Source organism: Flavobacterium sp. (genome assembly GCF_043720215.1).
Lineage (GTDB): Bacteria > Bacteroidota > Bacteroidia > Flavobacteriales > Flavobacteriaceae > Flavobacterium.
In genome coordinates this window covers 1-20090 of record NZ_JAYSSZ010000278.1, presented here as the reverse complement: position 1 = coordinate 20090, position 20090 = coordinate 1, and the positions used below count along the sequence as shown (strand labels likewise).

The 20090-nt window shown below is 30.7% G+C and carries 20 protein-coding genes and 1 pseudogene; 14 read left to right on the top strand and 7 right to left on the bottom strand.

From position 1 onward, the window contains the following. The 8 genes and pseudogenes from ACHZC3_RS12335 to ACHZC3_RS12300 all read left to right on the top strand — a co-directional run. Window positions 1-360 (top strand): annotated as a pseudogene (locus ACHZC3_RS12335) (hypothetical protein); the annotation flags it as partial. 70 nt (window positions 361-430) lie between these two features. Then, window positions 431-1114 (top strand): fibrobacter succinogenes major paralogous domain-containing protein, encoded by a 684-nt coding sequence (locus ACHZC3_RS12330; RefSeq protein WP_394760171.1) that lies wholly within the window; start codon window positions 431-433, stop codon window positions 1112-1114. Window positions 1115-1178: 64 nt separating this feature from the next. Beyond that, a complete protein-coding gene (locus ACHZC3_RS12325) occupies window positions 1179-1808 on the top strand; it encodes a hypothetical protein (RefSeq protein WP_394760170.1) in 630 nt (209 codons plus the stop codon). Window positions 1809-1895: 87 nt separating this feature from the next. After that, window positions 1896-2729 (top strand): outer membrane beta-barrel protein, encoded by an 834-nt coding sequence (locus ACHZC3_RS12320; RefSeq protein ID WP_394760169.1) that lies wholly within the window; start codon window positions 1896-1898, stop codon window positions 2727-2729. Between the two features lie 75 nt (window positions 2730-2804). Then, window positions 2805-3599: an outer membrane beta-barrel protein gene (locus tag ACHZC3_RS12315; RefSeq protein ID WP_394760168.1), complete on the top strand. Its 795-nt coding sequence runs from the start codon at window positions 2805-2807 to the stop codon at window positions 3597-3599. An 18-nt stretch (window positions 3600-3617) separates the two neighbouring features. Then, entirely contained in the window at window positions 3618-4754 is a 1137-nt protein-coding gene (locus tag ACHZC3_RS12310; RefSeq protein ID WP_394760167.1) for an RCC1 domain-containing protein, read from the top strand. Between the two features lie 130 nt (window positions 4755-4884). Continuing rightward, on the top strand, window positions 4885-6162 hold the full coding sequence (locus ACHZC3_RS12305; protein ID WP_394760166.1) for an OmpA family protein: 1278 nt from the start codon (window positions 4885-4887) through the stop codon (window positions 6160-6162). Between the two features lie 37 nt (window positions 6163-6199). After that, window positions 6200-6661, top strand: coding sequence for a DUF6252 family protein (locus ACHZC3_RS12300; RefSeq protein ID WP_394760164.1), 462 nt, complete (start codon window positions 6200-6202; stop codon window positions 6659-6661). A gap of 288 nt (window positions 6662-6949) precedes the next feature. Here the strand turns inward: ACHZC3_RS12300 and ACHZC3_RS12295 are convergent, their stop codons facing one another. Together ACHZC3_RS12295 and ACHZC3_RS12290 are read right to left on the bottom strand one after the other, a co-directional pair. After that, window positions 6950-7828: a hypothetical protein gene (locus tag ACHZC3_RS12295; protein ID WP_394760163.1), complete on the bottom strand. Its 879-nt coding sequence runs from the start codon at window positions 7826-7828 to the stop codon at window positions 6950-6952. 245 nt (window positions 7829-8073) lie between these two features. Then, entirely contained in the window at window positions 8074-8961 is an 888-nt protein-coding gene (locus tag ACHZC3_RS12290) for a hypothetical protein (protein WP_394760162.1), read from the bottom strand. A 116-nt stretch (window positions 8962-9077) separates the two neighbouring features. On the opposite strand from ACHZC3_RS12290, the gene ACHZC3_RS12285 reads away from it, so the two are divergent. Both ACHZC3_RS12285 and ACHZC3_RS12280 read left to right on the top strand, forming a co-directional pair. Continuing rightward, window positions 9078-10112 carry a formimidoylglutamase gene (locus ACHZC3_RS12285; protein ID WP_394760161.1) on the top strand — a complete coding sequence of 345 codons (1035 nt, stop codon included), beginning with the start codon at window positions 9078-9080 and terminating at the stop codon, window positions 10110-10112. Window positions 10113-10207: 95 nt separating this feature from the next. Further along, entirely contained in the window at window positions 10208-11452 is a 1245-nt protein-coding gene (locus ACHZC3_RS12280) for a DEAD/DEAH box helicase (RefSeq protein WP_394760160.1), read from the top strand. Between the two features lie 230 nt (window positions 11453-11682). On the opposite strand, the gene pdxH is transcribed toward ACHZC3_RS12280, so the two are convergent. The 3 genes from pdxH to ACHZC3_RS12265 form a co-directional block, all read right to left on the bottom strand. Beyond that, window positions 11683-12327 carry a pyridoxamine 5'-phosphate oxidase gene (gene pdxH / locus ACHZC3_RS12275; RefSeq protein WP_394760159.1) on the bottom strand — a complete coding sequence of 215 codons (645 nt, stop codon included), beginning with the start codon at window positions 12325-12327 and terminating at the stop codon, window positions 11683-11685. A gap of 85 nt (window positions 12328-12412) precedes the next feature. Beyond that, window positions 12413-13318, bottom strand: a complete 906-nt coding sequence (locus ACHZC3_RS12270) for a ribonuclease Z (protein ID WP_394760158.1) — start codon at window positions 13316-13318, stop codon at window positions 12413-12415. Next, the gene (locus ACHZC3_RS12265; RefSeq protein WP_394760157.1) at window positions 13318-14490 is read right to left on the bottom strand and encodes a proline dehydrogenase family protein; all 1173 of its coding nucleotides are present in this window, start codon (window positions 14488-14490) and stop codon (window positions 13318-13320) included. Before ACHZC3_RS12265 ends, ACHZC3_RS12270 begins: the two co-directional genes overlap by 1 nt. 96 nt (window positions 14491-14586) lie before the next feature. Here ACHZC3_RS12265 and aroB point away from each other — a divergent pair, with 96 nt between their 5' ends. The 4 genes from aroB (at window position 14587) to ACHZC3_RS12245 (ending at window position 18961) form a co-directional block, all read left to right on the top strand. After that, the gene (gene aroB, locus ACHZC3_RS12260; RefSeq protein ID WP_394760156.1) at window positions 14587-15654 is read left to right on the top strand and encodes a 3-dehydroquinate synthase; all 1068 of its coding nucleotides are present in this window, start codon (window positions 14587-14589) and stop codon (window positions 15652-15654) included. 274 nt (window positions 15655-15928) lie between these two features. Continuing rightward, window positions 15929-17326: an arginine decarboxylase gene (locus tag ACHZC3_RS12255; protein WP_394760154.1), complete on the top strand. Its 1398-nt coding sequence runs from the start codon at window positions 15929-15931 to the stop codon at window positions 17324-17326. Between the two features lie 234 nt (window positions 17327-17560). Continuing rightward, window positions 17561-18532 carry a deoxyhypusine synthase family protein gene (locus ACHZC3_RS12250; protein WP_394760152.1) on the top strand — a complete coding sequence of 324 codons (972 nt, stop codon included), beginning with the start codon at window positions 17561-17563 and terminating at the stop codon, window positions 18530-18532. 9 nt (window positions 18533-18541) lie between these two features. Continuing rightward, window positions 18542-18961, top strand: a complete 420-nt coding sequence (locus tag ACHZC3_RS12245; RefSeq protein WP_394760151.1) for a DNA primase — start codon at window positions 18542-18544, stop codon at window positions 18959-18961. Window positions 18962-19029: 68 nt separating this feature from the next. Here the strand turns inward: ACHZC3_RS12245 and ACHZC3_RS12240 are convergent, their stop codons facing one another. After that, window positions 19030-19362, bottom strand: a complete 333-nt coding sequence (locus ACHZC3_RS12240) for a ribonuclease Z (RefSeq protein ID WP_394760150.1) — start codon at window positions 19360-19362, stop codon at window positions 19030-19032. A 109-nt stretch (window positions 19363-19471) separates the two neighbouring features. Next, the coding region (locus ACHZC3_RS12235; protein ID WP_394760149.1) for an outer membrane beta-barrel protein at window positions 19472-20090 on the bottom strand (619 nt) is incomplete at its 5' end.

The following is a 20090-nucleotide window of genomic DNA, read 5'->3' as shown; positions in this document are numbered from 1 at the left end:
AATAGAAAAGATGGAGTTGATATTTTTAAAGAAATTATAGAATTTGATGGAGGAATGCCAATTGGTTTTCATGCAAGTATAGGAACGCTTTATAAACTGAACAATAAACTATCCGTTTTTGGTGAACTTAATTTAGTAAGTCTTGAATATGCTCCTAAAAAAGCAAGAATTACGGAATCTTTTAAAAATGGAGTTGACCAATTGCCAACAATGACAATTCGTGAAAAAGAAATAGAGTTTGTTGATACTTATACAGATAGTAGTGCACCGTCAAACCCAAATGAGCCATCAAAAACACCAAAATTGCCTTTTTCCTTTAGTAGTTTTGGTTTAAACATCGGGTTACAATATCAATTTTAATTAACAAAACTGAAACAAATATCATTAAAAAAAACAATTATGAAAAATTTTAAAACAATCGCAAAAAACATTGCTAGTAACAATAACAATTTTCTCCTTAGTGGCAACTTCTTCTTGTACTAAAGAAAACTTTCCTGTTCTCATAGGCGGTGTACCAGTAGATCCTACATCGGTAACAGATATTGATGGCAATGTGTATCCAGTTTCAAAAATATGTGACAAATTTTGGATGACCGAAAATTTAAGAACTACAAGATATAATGACGGAACAGTTATTACTACAGGGTTAAGTAATACAGCTTGGGGAGCTGCTACTACTGGAGCTTGTGCTTTTTATGACGACTTATCTACAAATAATACTACTTACGGTAAATTGTATAATTGGTTTGCTGCAAATAACACCAAACTTGCCCCAACTGGTTGGCATGTTGCTACAAAAGCCGAATGGACAGCTTTAATCGAATGTTTGGGTGGTTCTAGTGTAGCTGGCGGTAAAATGAAATCGACTTCTTCATTGTGGGCAGCACCCAATACTGGAGCTAGTAATAGTAGTGGTTTTAATGGTTTGCCTGCTGGTTTCAAAGGTACAGGAGGAGGCTATTCTTCAATTGGAAATTCAGCTTATTTTTGGGGCTCAAACGAGAGAAATGCTACACAAGGAGAATACATTTTATTAGATGATGATTTTGCTTCAACAGCAGCAAATGGTGCTACTAAAACTTTTGGTTATTCTGTACGTTGTATTAAAGATTAAAAAAAAAACCTGCTATTTAATTTATGGTAAAAAATAGTAGGGCTTTTAACTAAAAAACAGCAAAATGAAAACAAATATAAAAACAATCGCAAAAGTAATCCTAGTTGCCATTACAATTTTCTTAACAACTACTATTTCATCTTGTAGCAAAGATGATAATAACCCTACAACAACCCCAACTCCTGTTGTTTACGAAGAAGAAAATTTTTTAAACGAATATTTACTTACTTCTGGCTTACAATTTCGTCGAAATATTTCAGCCGATAATTATAGATTGATAGAATATCTCGAATTTTCTGCATCTCAAAAAGGCAAAATTACTAGTGTGTCGTTTAAAGTTCCGGCTACATCTACTTTAAACCCTGTAATAATAACAATTGTTGACCTTGAAACAGGTTTAACTATCAAAGAAATTTCTACCAGTTCAAGTGACTATACAGCAGGAACAACTAAAACAGTTGCTGTAAGTCCTCCTATAGAATTGCCACAATATAAGAGATACAAACTAGGAATGATATCTAAAAGTAGTTACGAATATAGAAGACTTGATGGAGAGAATATTGTCTATCCAATTCAGGCAGGAAACATTAAAATTTGGGGCTTTTCAGAAACTGACATAAACACATCATTAAATTCCAATAATCGAAGTCATTATTATGGAGATTTTAGTTTTACATTTCAACGTACAGAGTAGTTTATTAATAAATTGTTTCCTGAAAAATATAGAAAAGTGCTATTAGTTTCAAATTTTTAAAATCTTAATACCTAAATTATATATCTAATGAATAGTATAAAAAATATAATCCTAATTCTTTTTATTTGTTTTATGGCAAATAAAGCAGCAGCACAAAAAATGTATTTTAACATAAACGGAGGCTATAGTTTTATGAGCAACTCTAGTACATTTAGATTTAATAATGATAAAGTTTTTGACAGCAATACGCAAATAGCAGTTGGACTATCTTCTAATGAAAATGTTAAATTATCTTTAGGAAAAGGACTAAATTTTGGAGGAACAATTGGTTACCAATTTCATAAAAATATTGGAGCAGAAATTGGGATTAATTACTTAATAAGTGATAAAACAACTGGTTCATCAAAATATATTGACGGAAGCAATTACAACACTTCCCTTTCGACAAAAATGTTTCAAATAAAACCAACCGTAGTCTTATCGACTGATTTTGAAAAAATAAATCCATATGTAAAAATTGGAGCTATTATAGGTTTAGGCAAAATTTATATGGAAGGTTTCGGATTAGACGTAACTGATACATATTACGATAAAACAGAAATGAATGGAGGCATTGCAATGGGTGTTACGGCAAGTTTTGGTCTAAATTACAACATTCATAAAAACTTTGATATATTTAGCGAAGCCTCTTTAAACGCATTAAATTACACACCAAAAAAAGGAACTCTTACCGCATATACCGAAAACGGGATAGATAAATTACCTACAATTCCTGTTAGAGGAAAAGAATATGTGTATGTAGATACAACAAGTTATACATCAGGTGGTCCAATTGACGATTCTAAACCACGTGAAACGATGTCTACAAAATATCCTTTTAGTAGTATTGGTATAAACATTGGCATTCGCTATAAATTGTAATTTTCTAATCTTATAAAAACAGTATTCAAAATGATACATAAACATATAACAAAATGGCGAAAAATTGTAATCTTAATGATAACAATATTTAGCACAAGTACTTTTTTTGGACAACAAAAAATGTATGTTTCCCTAAATGGAAGCTACAATTTTAATGGTATGTCAAATGATTATGGAGCAAACAATTATACAGATATTTCTTCTGTTACTTCTACCGAAGAAAAAGTAAACGTTTCGTTAGGAAAAGGAATTAATATTGGAGCAGCTTTTGGCTACAAATTTCATAAAAACATTGGAGCAGAATTAGGTATTTCTTACTTGTTAGGAAGCAAAACCAGTTGGGAAAAAAAATATTTTGGTGGAGATTATTATAATGAAAATGTGTCCTCAAAAATGTTACAAGTAAAACCAACATTAGTTTTATCTACTAGTTTTGAAAAAATAAATCCGTATGCTAAATTAGGTGCTATAATTGGTTCCGGTTCTATAACAGAAAACATAGATAGAAGCGATATAGGTGCAGGTGATGTGTATAATGATAAATATGTAAAAGACGGAGGCTTAGCTTTTGGCTATGCAGCAAGTTTAGGTACAACATATAAAATAAATACAAAATTCTCCTTATTTGCTGAAATAAATCTAAACAGTTTAGCATACAAACCAACTAAAGGAACAAAAACAGTTTCAACAAAAAACGGAGTAGATAATTTATCTTCACTTCTTATTTCAGATAAAGAATTTGAATATGTAGACACCTATCAATATGGTAGTACTATACCTTATAATCCAGATGCTCCAAGAAAAGAATTAACAACAACTTTTGAATATAGTTCGATAGGCTTGACTATTGGGTTACTCTATCATTTTTAAAATAAATAAAATAATATCATGAAAATACTAAAAAACACATTCGCAATTTTAACCTTAGCTCTTTTCACAATTTCTTGCTCAAATGAAGATGATCCTATTCCTGTTCCAGAACCAATAGTTATTATTCCTGGGAGCAATCAAACCTATACTATGGTAACATCAGGTTATTATCATTCGTTAGCTATAAAAACCGATGGCACTTTATGGTCATGGGGATCTAATGCAGCAGGACAATTAGGGTATGCAACGGCAACAACTAGTGGTGTAAAATCACCTAATCCTGTAGGACTTAGTACTTGGACAACTATTGCTTCAGGCAGTCTTTTTAATTTAGGTATAAAAACCAATGGAACAATTTGGGGCTGGGGTAGTAATGATTTTGGGCAGCTGGGAGATGCTATAGTTGGCAATAAAATAGTTCCAACTCAAATGGGAACGGCTACTAATTGGAGAACTATTGCAGCAGGACAATACCACACACTTGCTATAAAAACAGATGGAACACTTTGGGCATGTGGTATAAATAGTTTGTACGAGTTAGGCGACGGAACTACAACTAACAGAACCTCTCTTACACAAATAGGAACAGCAACCAACTGGAAAGAAATTGCTGCAGGAAACACTTTTAGTCTTGGAATAAAAACCAATGGAACTTTATGGAAATGGGGAACCTTACAAGGTATTACCACAACTCCAACTCAAATAGGAACCGCAACAGACTGGAAGTCTATCTCAGCTGGCGATAACCAAGCATTAGCTATAAAAACCAATAATACATTATGGGTTTGGGGAAACAACACTAGTGGGCAACTAGGAGATGGCACCACTACGGCTAGAGTAGATCCTATTCAACTTGGGGCTTCTACTTGGAAAACAGCATCAAGCGGAAAGAAAACGACTCTTGCTATAAAAGCCGATGGTACATTATGGACTTGGGGAAATAATGATCGTGGGCAACTGGCTGATGGTACACTTATAGATGCCCTAACACCACATCAAATAGGCACAGAAACAACTTGGAATACCGTTTATACTACTTTACAACATTCACTAGCAACAAAAACGGATAACTCTTTGTGGGGTTGTGGAAATAATGGTAATAGTCAATTAGGTGACGGAACGACTGATAATACTAAAATTCTAAAAAGGATTTAAAATGAAAACACTAAAACACACATTCACAATTTTTGCAATTACAATGATGACAATAGGTAATCCTATGCAAGACTAAAAAAAGATAACCTGATAATCATTTAAAAATCCGTTATAATTAAAATTCAATAGTATGAAAACTAGTTTAAAAACAGCTTTTTTCTTTTTAACTTTCTTCTTTTTTCAAAATGCAAACGCTCAATTTCATAATAGATTGGCAAAAAAAATAGAAAGAGCAACTGAAAGAGCCATCGAAAGAAAAGTAGAACAAAAAGCGACTAAAGAAACTAATGAGGCGATGGATGAAGTGTTGAATAACAAAAAAAGTTCTTCAAAAACGAACACTCCATCAACTAATGAATCAAGTTCTAAAACTAAAGTTTCCAAGAAAAATTCTGATTTTGTTTCAGGAACGAAAGTGATTTTTGAAGAAAACTTTAGTAACGATGCTGTTGGTGATTTTCCAATAAATTGGTTTACAAACAGCAGTGGCGAACTGGTTACGATGGAAGAAAATAAAACAAAATGGCTTCAAATTTCTGACAAAGGAAGTTTCTCTCCATTAAATATTTCAAAATTACCAGAAAATTTCACTTTTGAATTTGATGTAACAACAACTGATAATTTCAATTTTTATTCAACAGCATTAAATATCGTTTTTACCGAAAAAGTAACAAAAGCAGATAATGTTTGGAATACTGTTTTTAAACGAAAAAAAGCTATGATTTTTGGTGTGCATCCAGCAAATTCATTAGCAGGAACAGTTGGTAACAGCAACGTTTCGGTAATTTCTGAAAAGAAGGAAATTATGAAAAATGTAGTTGTAGTTCCTGATTTTAATAAAAATAATAATACTGTAAGAGTTCAGGTTTGGCGTCAAAAAAATAGGTTCAGAATGTATGTTGATGGGAAAAAATATTGGGATTTGCCAACCGCATTTACCGATGCAAATTATAACCAAATTATCTTTTTTATTGGAACATATAAAAAAACAACAGACAAGTTTTTTATTTCCAATATTAAACTTGCCGAAGCTGGTTCAGATACACATCATAAACTTATAGAAACGGGCAGTTTTTCTACTAACGAAATTCTATTTGATACCAATAAGGCTACAATAAAATCATCTAGTAAAGAGGTATTAGCCGAATTAGGAAAAGTGCTTTCAGAAAACCAAAATGTTAAAATTAGTATTACTGGTCACACTGATTCTAATGGAAATGATACCGAAAACCTAAAATTATCTGAACAAAGAGCTCAAAGTGTGGCAAGCTATTTTGCTACAAATTTTGATATCAAAAAGATAAGAATGACTACTTCAGGAAAAGGGGAATCAGAACCAATTTCTGATAATAATTCTGAAGGAGGAAAAAAACAAAACAGAAGAGTCGAATTTAATATCATTAAATAATCTTCAATTTATCCAACAACTTTTAAAAAACAAAACTATGAAAACAACAATTTTAAAATCAGTACTAGCTTTATTTCTAATATCATTAAGTCTAATATCATGCAATAACGACAATGATGTTGTTGCAAGTCCTCCGCCACCTCCGGGATTACCTGAGTTTTTATATGCAGAAGGTGGTGCTCCAAGTATGTCGTCTGTTACAAATCCTATTGCAAGCGCTAGTTCTAAAGAAATTTTTGGAAGGAATGGAGCAAGTGAAGTTATTAAAATCAAATTAACTTCTTTAGCAGTTGGTACTTACACAATTGGTGGAGGTAATGAATTTACATACACAAGACCTACAACATCAAGCCCTTGGGTTGCTGGAACTGGCACAATAACTATTACGTCAAATACTGGAAATCTATTATCTGGAACTTTTGATTTGACTTCAGGAACTAGTACTTTGGGAATTAATCAGGTAGATGGAAGATTTTCTGATGTTGTAATTAATCCTTAATAAGATAATTATGAAAAAATATTTTATAATACTCATCCTATTTCCTTTTTTTTCATGGGTACAAATAGGAATAGGAATGACAACACAAACTCTTGCCGAATTGCAAGTAGAATAAATGATTGGAAATACTATGACTTACTTTAGAAACAATCCTAAAGATAAGTCAAAGGATTTTTAACTAGTTGCAGATTATTTTTTATGTTAGTTATTTTTTAAGAGACTGTCTGAAATTATTTTTTCGGGCAGTCTTTTAATTTATCAATTTTTATCTAATAATCTATATAAACATTATCTTAGAGCAAATGTTCCTTTTGATGCTAATTCGTTTTTATCAAACACATTTACAAAATAAGTTCCTTTAGCTACATTTTCCATGTTTAGCTCAGCAACAATTTCCATAGTTTCATTATTAAATTTAACTGGAGATTCAAAACTATAATCTAAAATTTTTTCATCAAAACTGATTGATTTTTTTTCTCCAACAATATTATTTTTACTATCAATAATTTGAACATAATATTTTTTGTCACAGGATTTGGTCATTTTATTTCCAACAACCATAAATGAAATTTGTAAAACATTTACACTACTAGCTTTATCAGTAATAACTAATCCACCATTTCTAGCTTGTTTTAACGGAGTTGTTTTTAAATTAATTACAGATATTTTTGCTCCTTTTTTTATAGTTTTATTCAAATTTTCATTCATTTCTGCTAATTTTTCTTTATAATTATTAGCATTTGTAAGAACAAGAATTGTACTATCTCTTTGAATTTTCACCAAATCATAACTCATTTTCAATTGAACTTTATCTCTTGATAATGAAGCAACTAGACTTTTTAACTTACTTACTTCATTTTTGTATTTCATCATAGAGCCTACATCTACAGTTGCTGTACTAATTTCGTTCATCAAGTTTGTAACTTTTTGTCTTTCAACAATTAGATCTGTTTTTAAATTTGAATTTTCAGAAATAGCAAGTTCTAATGAGTCTTTAGATTTTCTTAAATCATTCATTATTGCAATTTTCTCATGCTGCAGTATATTTTTTGTTATCAAAGAATCTCCATAAATTTTATATGAAAAACCTAAACAGCTAAGTAAAGCTATTGTCAATACAACAGAAACCATTTTTTGAGTAGATATACCCCTATTTGTCGTTTTCATAATAATTTTGTTTTTAGATTGATTGAATATCAAAGATATAACAATTATTAAAATAACATGCGATAAAATCGATAAAATGCAATTATAAACCGTTTAATTTAAAAATTATATAATATTTTAACATAATTAATGCATTAAATATAACTATAACTAATGAAAAGCAATATCCCTAAATTTAGTTAGATGTAACAAAAAAAAAGCTTCACTAAATAAATAGTGAAGCATATAAAATTATTAAATTTTAATTATTTCAATGTAAAACTTGTCTTTGAAACCAATTCGTTCTTATCAAAAATATTTACAAAGTAAGAACCACTTTGAATATCCTGAACAGGTAAATCTTTATCAACTTTAACTGTTTTATTTTCATATTTTACAGTAGAAATAAAACTATATGTTAAGGATTTTTCTCCAAAAACCTCTGTCTTTTTATCCCCAAGAACATTGCTTTTGCTATCAATTACCTGAACATAATATGTTTTATCACCAGATTTAGCAACTTGATTCTCTGCAATCATAAAACTAATTTTCAACACATCAGCTTTACTAGCCTTATCTGTAGTAATTTGCTTTCCAGAGCTTTTTTGTCTAACAGCTGAAGATTGCAAATTTAGCACCGAAAGTTTTGAAGCCTTTTCAACAGTTTTTGCTAAATTATCATTTTGAGAAACTAAAGTATCGTTTAAGATTCTTGATTGACCAAGTACAGCAGCTGTACTATCACGCTCTACCATTAATTTCTGATTCTCTTTTTTAAGACCGTCAACTTGCTTCATTAAAACTGCAACGCTATTTCTTAGTTTATTTGCTTCAACTTTAAATTTTGACATCGAAGCCACATCTCCTTTAGATTTTTCAACATCAGCCATTAACAATTGAATTCTATCTCTTTCTGTTATTAATTCACTAGATAATGTAGTATTTGATGCTATGGCAATTTCTAGCGAATCTTTTTGAATCGCTAAATCCTTAAGAACTGCATCTTTTTCACTAATTAAAATAGTTTCAACAGTCTTAGAATCATTTGTTATTTTATAGATATACCACAAACTACCTAACAACAATAGCATTAATAATATTATAGCAGCTTTTAGACCTGAGTTATTATTCTTTTTATTTGTTATACTCTCCATTTTATAAATTTAGTTTTTTGAAGTTAATTAATTAATAGGTGCAATTTATATTATTATTCTGTAACTTTTAACGCAAGTTTCAAAAAAATAGTATTTTTGGTAATAAAATTTAAAAAATGGAAAATCTAATTCGTTTTAAACAGTCTGATTTGGCAAAAATCACAAATTTCAGAAATGGAGAAGTGAAGTTTGGTGAAAAAATGATTACTGTTCCTAAAGATGAAAAAGTAATAGATTTCATCACGCATTGTGAAGCAAAATATGTTATTTTAGGGATTCCAGAAGACGTAGGAATACGTGCAAATCTTGGTCGCCCAGGTGCAAATACAGCTTGGGAAAGTGCAATTCGTAGTATTGCAAACATTCAGCACAATAGATTTTGTAAAGGAAGCTCAATAATTATTTTAGGACAAGTTGATGTTTCTCAAGAAATGAATTTAGCTAAAAATCTAGACGAGAATAATCCCGAAGAAAGAAAACAACTGTTTAAAATTGTAGAACAATTAGATAAAGAAGTTTCACATATTATTTTCTCAATTGTTAAAGCAGGAAAAATACCAATTATTATTGGAGGCGGACACAACAATGCCTACGGAAACATAAAAGGAACTGCTTTAGCCAAGGGAAAATCAATAAATGCAATTAATTTTGATGCACATTCTGATTTTAGAATTCTAGAAGGAAGGCATAGTGGCAATGGATTTTCTTATGCATTTGAAGAAGGTTTTCTAAAAAAGTATTTCATTTTTGGATTGCATGAAAGTTATACTTCCAAAAGTGTTTTAGATTCAATAAAAAAAATAGAAGATCGAGTTAGATACAATACGTATGACGAAATAAAGATTAAGCGCAACAAAAATTATGAACAACAAATGATTGAGTCATTAGAATTTATAAAAAATGATTCTTTTGGTATCGAAATCGATTTAGATGCTATACCAAATATTGCTACTAGTGCTATGACTTTGAGTGGTTTTTCTGTAGAAGAATTACGTCAATTTATATATTACTTTAGCCAAAACCAAAATGCAAGTTATATCCATATTTGCGAAGGAGCTCCTTCTCTTAGTGAAGAAAAAAATAGTCACTTAATAGGAAAATTAATAGGTTATTTAGTTACCGATTTTATAAAAGGGAATTCTCAGGTTTAATTGGTTATTCGGTTATTTGTTGAGTCGGTTAATCGAATAACCAAATAAAATAATAACCAAATAACAAATACCCTATCTTTGCACAAAATTAAAATATGTTATTCGAAGATTTATCATTATCAAAAAGTATACAAAGAGCCGTTTTTGAAGAAGGTTACCTTACCGCAACTCCAATTCAAGAACAATCTATCCCAATTATATTAGCAGGACAAGACTTAATAGGTTGCGCACAAACTGGAACAGGAAAAACAGCAGCCTTTGCTATTCCTATCATTCATAATTTACACAGAATTGTAGGTTCATCAAAAAAAGAAAAACTAATTCGTACGCTTGTTGTTACACCTACTCGTGAATTGGCTGTACAAATAGGCGAAAGTTTCGATACTTACGGAAAATATACCAATTTAAAACAGTTAACTATTTTTGGTGGTGTATCACAAAACCCTCAAGTAGATCAGCTAAAAAGCGGTGTCGATATTCTAATTGCAACACCAGGAAGATTGTTAGATTTACACAAACAAGGGTTTATTAATTTAGACCATATGCATCACTTAGTCCTTGACGAAGCTGACCAAATGCTAGATATGGGATTTATAAACGATGTAAAAAAAATTGTAAAACTAACGCCTAAAAACCGTCAGACTTTACTTTTCTCGGCTACTATGCCAATTGCTATTCGTGAACTTGCAGAAATGTTCCTTACAGATCCTGCAACCGTACAAGTAGCTCCTGTTTCATCAACTATAGAAACGGTAGACCAACGTTTGTATTATGTAGACAAGGCTGACAAAAGACAATTATTGTATCATATTATTAAAGAGGAAAAACTTAGTAATATTCTTGTTTTTTCGAGAACAAAACATGGTGCCGATAATATTGCTAAAGCTTTAAAAAAACAAGGTTTAAATGCTGAAGCCATTCATGGAGATAAATCTCAAAATGCACGTCAAAGAGCTTTAGACAATTTTAAAAACAAAGAATGCGATATTCTTGTTGCTACTGATATTGCTGCTCGTGGTATTGATATTGAATTTTTACCTTATGTGATTAATTTCGATTTACCTAATATTCCCGAAACTTATGTACACCGAATAGGAAGAACTGGTCGTGCTGGTCGCGAAGGAATGGCTATTTCTTTTTGTGGAAAAGATGAAGAAGGGTATTGGAAAGACATTATAAAACTTACAAAAGCCAAAGTTACTACAATAGAAAATCATCCATTTCCTTGGAAAAAAGGTTCAGAAGAAGCTACAAAAGTTCATAGTTCTAACCGAAGTGGTGAGAAAGAAAAATCTAGAAAATCTGATGCTTCTAAAAAGAATAAGAAACGTTGGTATTAATTGATAAAAACAAAAAAATGCTTTAGTTGGGGAACTAAAGCATTTTTTATTAACAATCAAACAAACTAAAAACAAACTATCTTTTTACGAAATGATTCGTACTTTTTCTAATAAAGTTAAAACTCATTACTAAGTTTCGACAATACAATAGTAGAATGAATTCGATAAAGTGCCAAATATAATCGATAAAATGTATATAATTTGTTAATTTATAGTTTTAATCTTACAATTTAAGGCGATAACCTTTCTATCTTCCATGAAAAATCAGTATTTAATTTATAACGAATTCTGTCATGTAAACGATTAGGACGACCTTGCCAGAATTCAATTTCCTGTGGTTCAACAATATAACCTCCCCAATATTTAGGTCTAAGGATTTCTTTCCCTTTACAATCAGCTTCTAATTGTTTTAATTTTTCTTCCAGAACTATTCTTGACGGTATCACTTCACTTTGGTTAGACACGATAGCACCCAATTTACTTCCGTCTGGTCTGGATTCGAAATAACCATCAGAAAGATTCTCGGCAATTTTTCTAACTTTTCCTTTTATAATAATTTGACGTTCTAATGAATGCCAAAAAAAAGACAAGCATACATTAGGATTGTTTGCTATTGCCTTACCTTTTTCGGAATCATAATTGGTATAAAAAATAAAACCTTCGTAGGTAAATTGCTTCAAAAGCACTACTCTAGCTTTCGGAAAACCATCTAAACCAATGGTAGAGACAGTCATAGCATTAACTTCTTCTATTCCACCAAAATCTTCTACTTCATGAAACCATTTCTTAAAAAGTGTCATGGGATCTTCTGGAATATTCGTTTCCAATAATTCACTTTTTTCGTATGATTTTCTGTAATTGCTTAAATCTTCCATTTTTTGTGTTTATTCGATTAATCGAGTATTTGTGGATTCGTTTAATCGATTAAACGAATAACCGATTAAACAATTAACCTTTCAATTATAATTCAAAAACTTTACCGTCATCTCCCAAAAGAGTATTCTCAAAAATTGTTTGTGCTTCTTCTTTAAACAGTTTTATCGATTCGTATCTGGTCGAATAATGACCTAAAATAAGCTGTTTACAATTGGCTTGTAATGCAATTCTAGCCGCTTCTTTAGCAGTTGAATGCATTGTTTTTTTAGCTAATTCTGCTTCCGATTCTAGAAAAGTAGTTTCGTGATACAAAACATCTACATTCCTAATTATTGGAAGTATAGATTCATTGTAAATTGTGTCCGAACAAAACGCGTAACTTTTGGGTTTTTCAGGATCAAATGTTAATTCGGAATTAGAAATAATTCTACCATCTTCTAATGTAATATCTTTTCCGTTTTTTATATTCTGAAAATAACAGGTTTCTATTTCGTAATTCTGAACCGCATTTACATTTAGTTTGCGTTCTTTTATCTTTTCTTGAAACAAAAATCCATTGGTATAAACCCTGTGTTTTAGTGGAATTGTTTTTACAATTACTTTTTCATCTTCAAAAATAATTTCCGATTCCGTACTTGTAAGTTCTACAAAATGCAATTCATATTGTGGCCAAGAATTAGATAATTTCAATTGTAATTTTATAACTTCCTGAATTCCTTTTGGTCCATAAACGGTTAAATCATTATTTCTATTCAACAAATTGAAAGTGGAAATTAATCCTATTAATCCATAAAAATGGTCGCCATGCAAATGGGAAATAAAAATATGGTTTATAGCAGAAAATTTAATCTTATTTTTACGCAATTGCACCTGAGTTCCCTCACCACAATCTATTAGAAACAATCTATTTCTTATTTCTAATACTTGCGAAGTTGGGTTTGTAAATGTTCTTGGCGTGGCTGCATAACAACCTAATATGGTAAGATTCATTAGTTTTTCCCCTTTCTGCGATTGCGCTCCGTTTTAATTAATAATAATTCACGACTGGTTTGTCCAGCTACTGAAGTATTTTCTTCGGCACGACGAATTAAGTAAGGCATAACGTCTTTTACGGGACCAAAAGGCAAATATTTTGCAACATTATAACCTTCGTTAGCTAAATTATAACTTATGTTATCGCTCATTCCGTACAATTGCCCATACCAAAGCCTAGAATCATTTTTAGAAATGCTTTTTTCTTGCATTTTTTCCATCAAAGTGTAAGAACTCAATTCGTTGTGAGTTCCTGCAAAAATGGCCATTTTATCAATATTATTAATCATATAAGAAACCGCCGCATCAAAATTATCATCGGTTGCTTGTTTCGATTCACAAATAGGTGATTTATAACCTTTTTCTTCGGCACGTTTGTTTTCTTTTTCCATATAAGCACCGCGAACGAGTTTCATTCCTATATAAAATCCTTCCGTTTTTGCTTGTTCATGTAATTTTTTAAGATAATCTAATCTGTCCCAACGATACATTTGCAACGTGTTGTAAACAATAGGTTTTTGTTTGTTATACTTTTGCATCATTCTGGAAACAAGTTCATCGGCAGCATCTTGCATCCAACTTTCTTCACCATCTGTAAGCAATGAAATATCGTTTTCAAAGGCTTTTTTACATACTTTTTCAAATCGTTCTTCCACCCTATTCCATTCTGCTTGTTCTGCTTCAGTTAGTGTTTGTCCTTCTCCTAATTTTTCATACAATTCAAATCGTCCGAAACCTGTTGGCTTAAAAACCGCAAACGGAATGGCTTTTTTTTCTTTAGCAAAATCGATGATTTTTAGAGTCATATTCATTGCATCATCAAAATGCGCTTCATCTTCTTTTCCTTCTACTGAATAATCTAAAACTGAAGAAACTCCTTTTGTAAACATCTTATCTACAACTGGTATACAATCGTCTTCAGAAATACCACCACAAAAATGATCGAAAACTGTTGCTCGAATTAATCCTTCGACTGGTAAATTAGCATTTAATGCAAAATTTGTAACTGCAGTTCCAATTCTAACTAATGGCTGAACGGCAATCATTTTAAACAAAAAGTAAGCTCTATCTAGCTCGGTATCACTTTTTAAAGAAAAAGCATTTTGGGTATTATTGAAAATTTTATCCATATAAATAATAATGTTATGCAAATATAATATAGTAGCGTATTTTTTTATGCAAATTTTACTTTATTTTGCACAACATATTAAATAATACAAGCCACCATGGTTTCAATAGTTTCAAACGGATATTCAATACATTTTAGTCAAGATGGTTATGATTTTTTAAATCGTAATATCAAGGAGAGTAATTACTCTAAAATTTTTATTTTAGTAGATGAGAATTCGAACGAATATTGTCTTCCACAATTATTACCATTAATTGAAACTAAATCCGAAATAGAAATAATAGAACTAGAATCGGGAGAAGAAAATAAAACCATCGAAACTTGTATTCAAATATGGAATGTTCTCATCGAATTAGGAGCCGATAGGAAAAGTCTAATCATCAATCTTGGTGGTGGAGTAATTACAGATATGGGAGGATTTATAGCATCAACTTTTAAACGTGGTATTGCTTTTGTAAATATTCCTACGACTTTATTATCGATGGTTGATGCTTCAGTTGGTGGAAAAAACGGAGTAGATTTAGGCGGGTTAAAAAACCAAATTGGAACCATAACCAATCCAGAAATGGTTATAATAGATTCTAGTTTTTTAGAATCACTTCCCCAAAATCAAATGCGTTCTGGTCTTGCCGAAATGCTAAAACACGGATTAATTGCTAAAAAATCGCATTGGGAAAAATTTAAAAATCTAAAAGAAATAAATTTTGATGATTTTGATGATTTAATTTTTGAGTCGATAACCATAAAAAGTGATATTGTGACCCAAGATCCTACCGAAAACGGCATTAGAAAAGCATTGAATTTTGGTCATACTTTAGGTCACGCCATCGAAACTTATTTTTTAGAAAATCCTGACAAACCAAATTTACTTCACGGAGAAGCAATTGCTGCAGGAATGATATTAGAAAGTTATATTTCGCTACAGCAAAAATTAATTTCAGAAATTGAGTATACTGAAATAAAATCAACTTTAAATACTCATTTTGATAAGATTATTATTGATAAAAATGAACAGGAAAATATCATCGAATTGCTCATTCACGACAAGAAAAATGAGTATGGAAAAGTACAATTTGCACTTTTAGATAGTATTGGAAAAATAAAAATAAATCAAGCTGCTGATAACGAAACAATTATCGATGCTTTTTTAGATTATAAAAATTAATGAAATTTTAATAAAATATATATTATCACATTAATATTTTTTTAAATTTGTGCCATGAACAACGGCTGTAAAGACACCAACAATAATCAATCTCGAAAACCTAAAAATGGTTTTGTTAATTCTGTTTTAAGAAAACGGGAAAGTTTGTTGGCTTTATTTTCGATAAATTCATTTAGACAAAACGAATTGGAAATAGTTTTTGCAAATATTCGAGTTTGATTAAAAAGTATCTTATTTTTTTATACTTTTAATCCTTTAAATATCTGATAAATAAATGAATACAAAATATTCTGACTTAATAAATCAAACATACTACTTCCCACAAGAAGAATTTACACTTGCAAAAGACAATCTCGAGTTTCATAAAATAGATTTAATGAAACTAGTTGAGCAATACGGAACACCATTAAAATTTACTTATTTACCGCAAATTTCCAGCAACATAAAAAGAGCAAAAAGCTGGTTTAGAAGTGCGATGGAAAAAAACAATTACGAAGGTAAATATTACTATTGTTATTGTACAAAAAGTTCTCATTTTGAATACATTATGAATGAAGCTTTTAAAAACAATATTCATATAGAAACCTCATCAGCTTTCGACATAAATATTGTTGAAAACCTGATGGCTTCTGGTAAAATAAACAAAAGCACTTATGTAATTTGTAACGGTTTCAAACGTGACCAATACATAGAAAATATTGCTAGAATTATCAATAACGGACATAAAAATACCATTCCAATTATCGATAATTATGAAGAATTAGATTTACTTCAGGCTGAAATAAAAGGGAAATTTAAAATCGGAATACGAATTGCAGCCGAAGAAGAGCCTAAATTTGAGTTTTATACGTCAAGATTAGGGATTGGTTACAAGAATATTGTACAGTTTTACAAAAAACAAATTCAAGACAATAAGAAATTGGAACTTAAAATGTTGCACTTTTTTATCAATACAGGAATAAATGACAACGCTTATTATTGGAATGAATTAGTAAAATGTATCAAAGTATATATTGCACTAAAAAAGGAATGTCCAACATTAGACGGATTAAATATTGGCGGTGGATTTCCTATTAAAAATTCATTAGCATTCGAATACGATTACCAATATATGATTGACGAAATCATCAATCAAATAAAAATTGCCTGCGAAGAAGCAGAAGTTGATGTGCCAAATATTTTTACTGAATTCGGTTCATTTACAGTAGGAGAAAGCGGCGGAGCTATTTATCAAATTTTGTATCAAAAACAACAAAATGATAGAGAAAAATGGAATATGATTGATTCGTCTTTCATAACCACTTTACCAGATACTTGGGCAATAAACAAGCGTTTTATCATGCTAGCAATAAACCGTTGGAACGACCAGTACGAAAGAGTTTTACTTGGAGGAATGACTTGCGACAGTGACGATTATTACAACTCAGAGCAAAATATGAATGCTATATATTTGCCAAAATACAATAAAGAAAAACCGTTGTATATTGGTTTCTTTAATACTGGAGCATATCAAGAAACAATAGGTGGTTACGGAGGATTACATCACTGCTTGATTCCTCAACCCAAACATATTTTGATAGACAGAGATGAAAACGGAATCATTGCAACAGAAATATTTTCTGAGCAACAAAAAGCCGAAGACGTCCTAAAAATATTAGGTTACAATAAATAAAATTAGGAGCTATTTCGTGCACCCGAGCCTGAAATTGAGAACTGGCGAAGCAATCCGTTCAAACGAAGTTCACTGAACTCCATTGAAATAAACGTTAAGTGAAGTAATCTTTTTCCTGGCTAAAGGAACCAGAAAAAAGGATTTTCACAACTATCAGGGCTAAAAAAAATATAATAAAGTAACGTTCGATTAAACAAATAACCGAATAAACAAATAACCGAATAAACAAAAAAAATGAAAGGACCAATAAGTCAGTTTATCGAGAAACACTACTTGCACTTTAATGCTGCCGCTTTAGTCGATGCTGCAAAAGGCTACGAAGAACATTTACTAGACAATGGTAAAATGATGATTACACTTGCAGGCGCAATGAGTACTGCCGAATTAGGCAAATCATTGGCAGAAATGATTCGTCAGGACAAAGTGCATATTATTTCTTGTACAGGAGCCAATCTTGAAGAAGATATTATGAATCTTGTAGCTCATAATTCATACAAAAGAATTCCTAATTACAGAGATTTAACGCCAACAGAAGAAAGAGATTTACTAGACAATCACTTCAATAGAGTTACAGATACTTGTATTCCAGAAGAAGAAGCATTCCGTCGTTTACAAGCTCATTTATTTCATATTTGGAACAAAGCAGAACAAGCTGGCGAGAGATATTTTCCGCATGAATTTATGTACCAAATGATAAATTCTGGAGTTCTTGAGCAATATTACGAAATAGATCCTAAAGATTCTTGGATGGTTGCTGCAGCAGAAAAAAATCTGCCAATTGTAGTACCAGGATGGGAAGACAGTACGATGGGAAATATTTTCTCTTCTTACTGTATCAAAGGAGAATTTACAGCTACTACTATGAAAAGTGGTATCGAATATATGATGTGGTTAGCAAAATGGTATCCTGAAAACTGCGAAGGAAAAGGAATTGGTTTTTTCCAAGTTGGTGGTGGTATTGCAGGAGATTTTCCAATTTGCGTAGTGCCAATGTTGTATCAAGATATGGAAATGCATGATATTCCGTTTTGGAGTTATTTTTGTCAAGTGTCCGATTCTACTACTAGTTATGGTTCATATTCTGGTGCTGTGCCTAACGAAAAAATTACTTGGGGAAAATTAGATATAGATACTCCAAAATTTATCGTAGAATCTGATGCTACAATCGTAGTTCCTCTTATATTTGCTTACATTTTAGATTTATAATATATATTTATGAAAAGAGTTATTGTTGATTATTCAAAACTTACAGGAGAAATACTAAACTTATTAGTAGAGAAATTCCCTGACGGATATGATGATTCCGATATTGTTCGTTTTAAAAATGCTAAAAACGAAACTATTGAAGCAGTCGAAGTACGTACAGTTGACACTATTTTTCTTGTAAAAATAAGTACCAAACTATCTGACCGAATTATAAACTACGACGAAGATGATGAGTTAGCAGATGATGTTGAAGATGTTGAAGATAACTCAATTGAAGCTCTAAAAGAACTTGAAATTGATGATGATTCAGATGATGATGACGATTCAGAAAAACTGGAAACTAATGATGATGGAGATTCTGATGACGATGACGACGATGATAAAGACGAACCTATTGATGAAGATTCTGACGAGGACGATGAAGACTAAATACAACAAAAAAGGAACTCAAAATGAGTTCCTTTTTTTATATTCTTAATAGGATAAATGAAAAATAATTAGAACCCTAAATCTCGTTCAATTTCTTCCATTTCAATAATATCGTGAGCTTCCAATATTGAAGGAACCACTACAATATTTTTTGTATTCGAATTAAAATCAAATTCTGAAGCAACCATTACAAAAGACTTTTTCCTTTTTTTGTGCTTTTTGCATAAATCTGTAAATAATAAAACATCTTTAGTAATCAAACTTTTATAAGAAGATAAATCAATAATCAAATTGTGTTTACTAAATGTGGTATAATCATGATCTAACTTCAATAAAAATGAAGTCAAATCTCCTTGAGTGTCTTTTATAATTATTGTATGTCCTTTTTCTTCTACTTTCATTTATGCTTTTTAATAATTTAACTCTGAAATCAATATAAATAGGTTTATATAAACAAAAATATGAAATTACAATCCAACTTCCTACTAGACTAAATATTAGTTTTTATTGCTAAAACTTTACTGCCAATGAAGTTGTTAACGCAAAATTATTTTTACTATCGTTAAATACTTGATCTTTAGAAAAATATTCTTTGCCTTCAATTCTCCAAACTAAATTATCCTTAATTTGTAAATCAAAATTTGAGGATAACCCGAATGTTTGAAATCCGTTTGGTGTATTTGTACCAATTAAAATTTGCTTTTTGTCATTATAATATTCTCCACGAACTGCAATACTATATTTTTCTTTTGGTTTGTATCGTAAAATGCAAACTGGAGAATACCAAACATCGTAATCGGTTGCATTGTACTTGTCTGTTCCAATATCAAAACCAGCAATAATCCCAAACTTTTTCGATGGTTCGTAAATAGTATAAAGATTATGAAATAATCGCCACGAATGAATACTGTCTGCTTTATCTGTTCCGATAAAATTACTATAATTCAATGTCAATTTAGAGTTTGGCTTGTAATTAAATTGCAAACCAAATGATGGATTTTGAATATAATCTGGTTTTTTAATTCTTTGCCAACCATTTAAAACTAAAAATGAAGCATTAAATTTTTCGGATTTACTGGTATAAGAAAGTTTTACACCTGTTTCATAATACGGTGAATTCTCTGCAAGA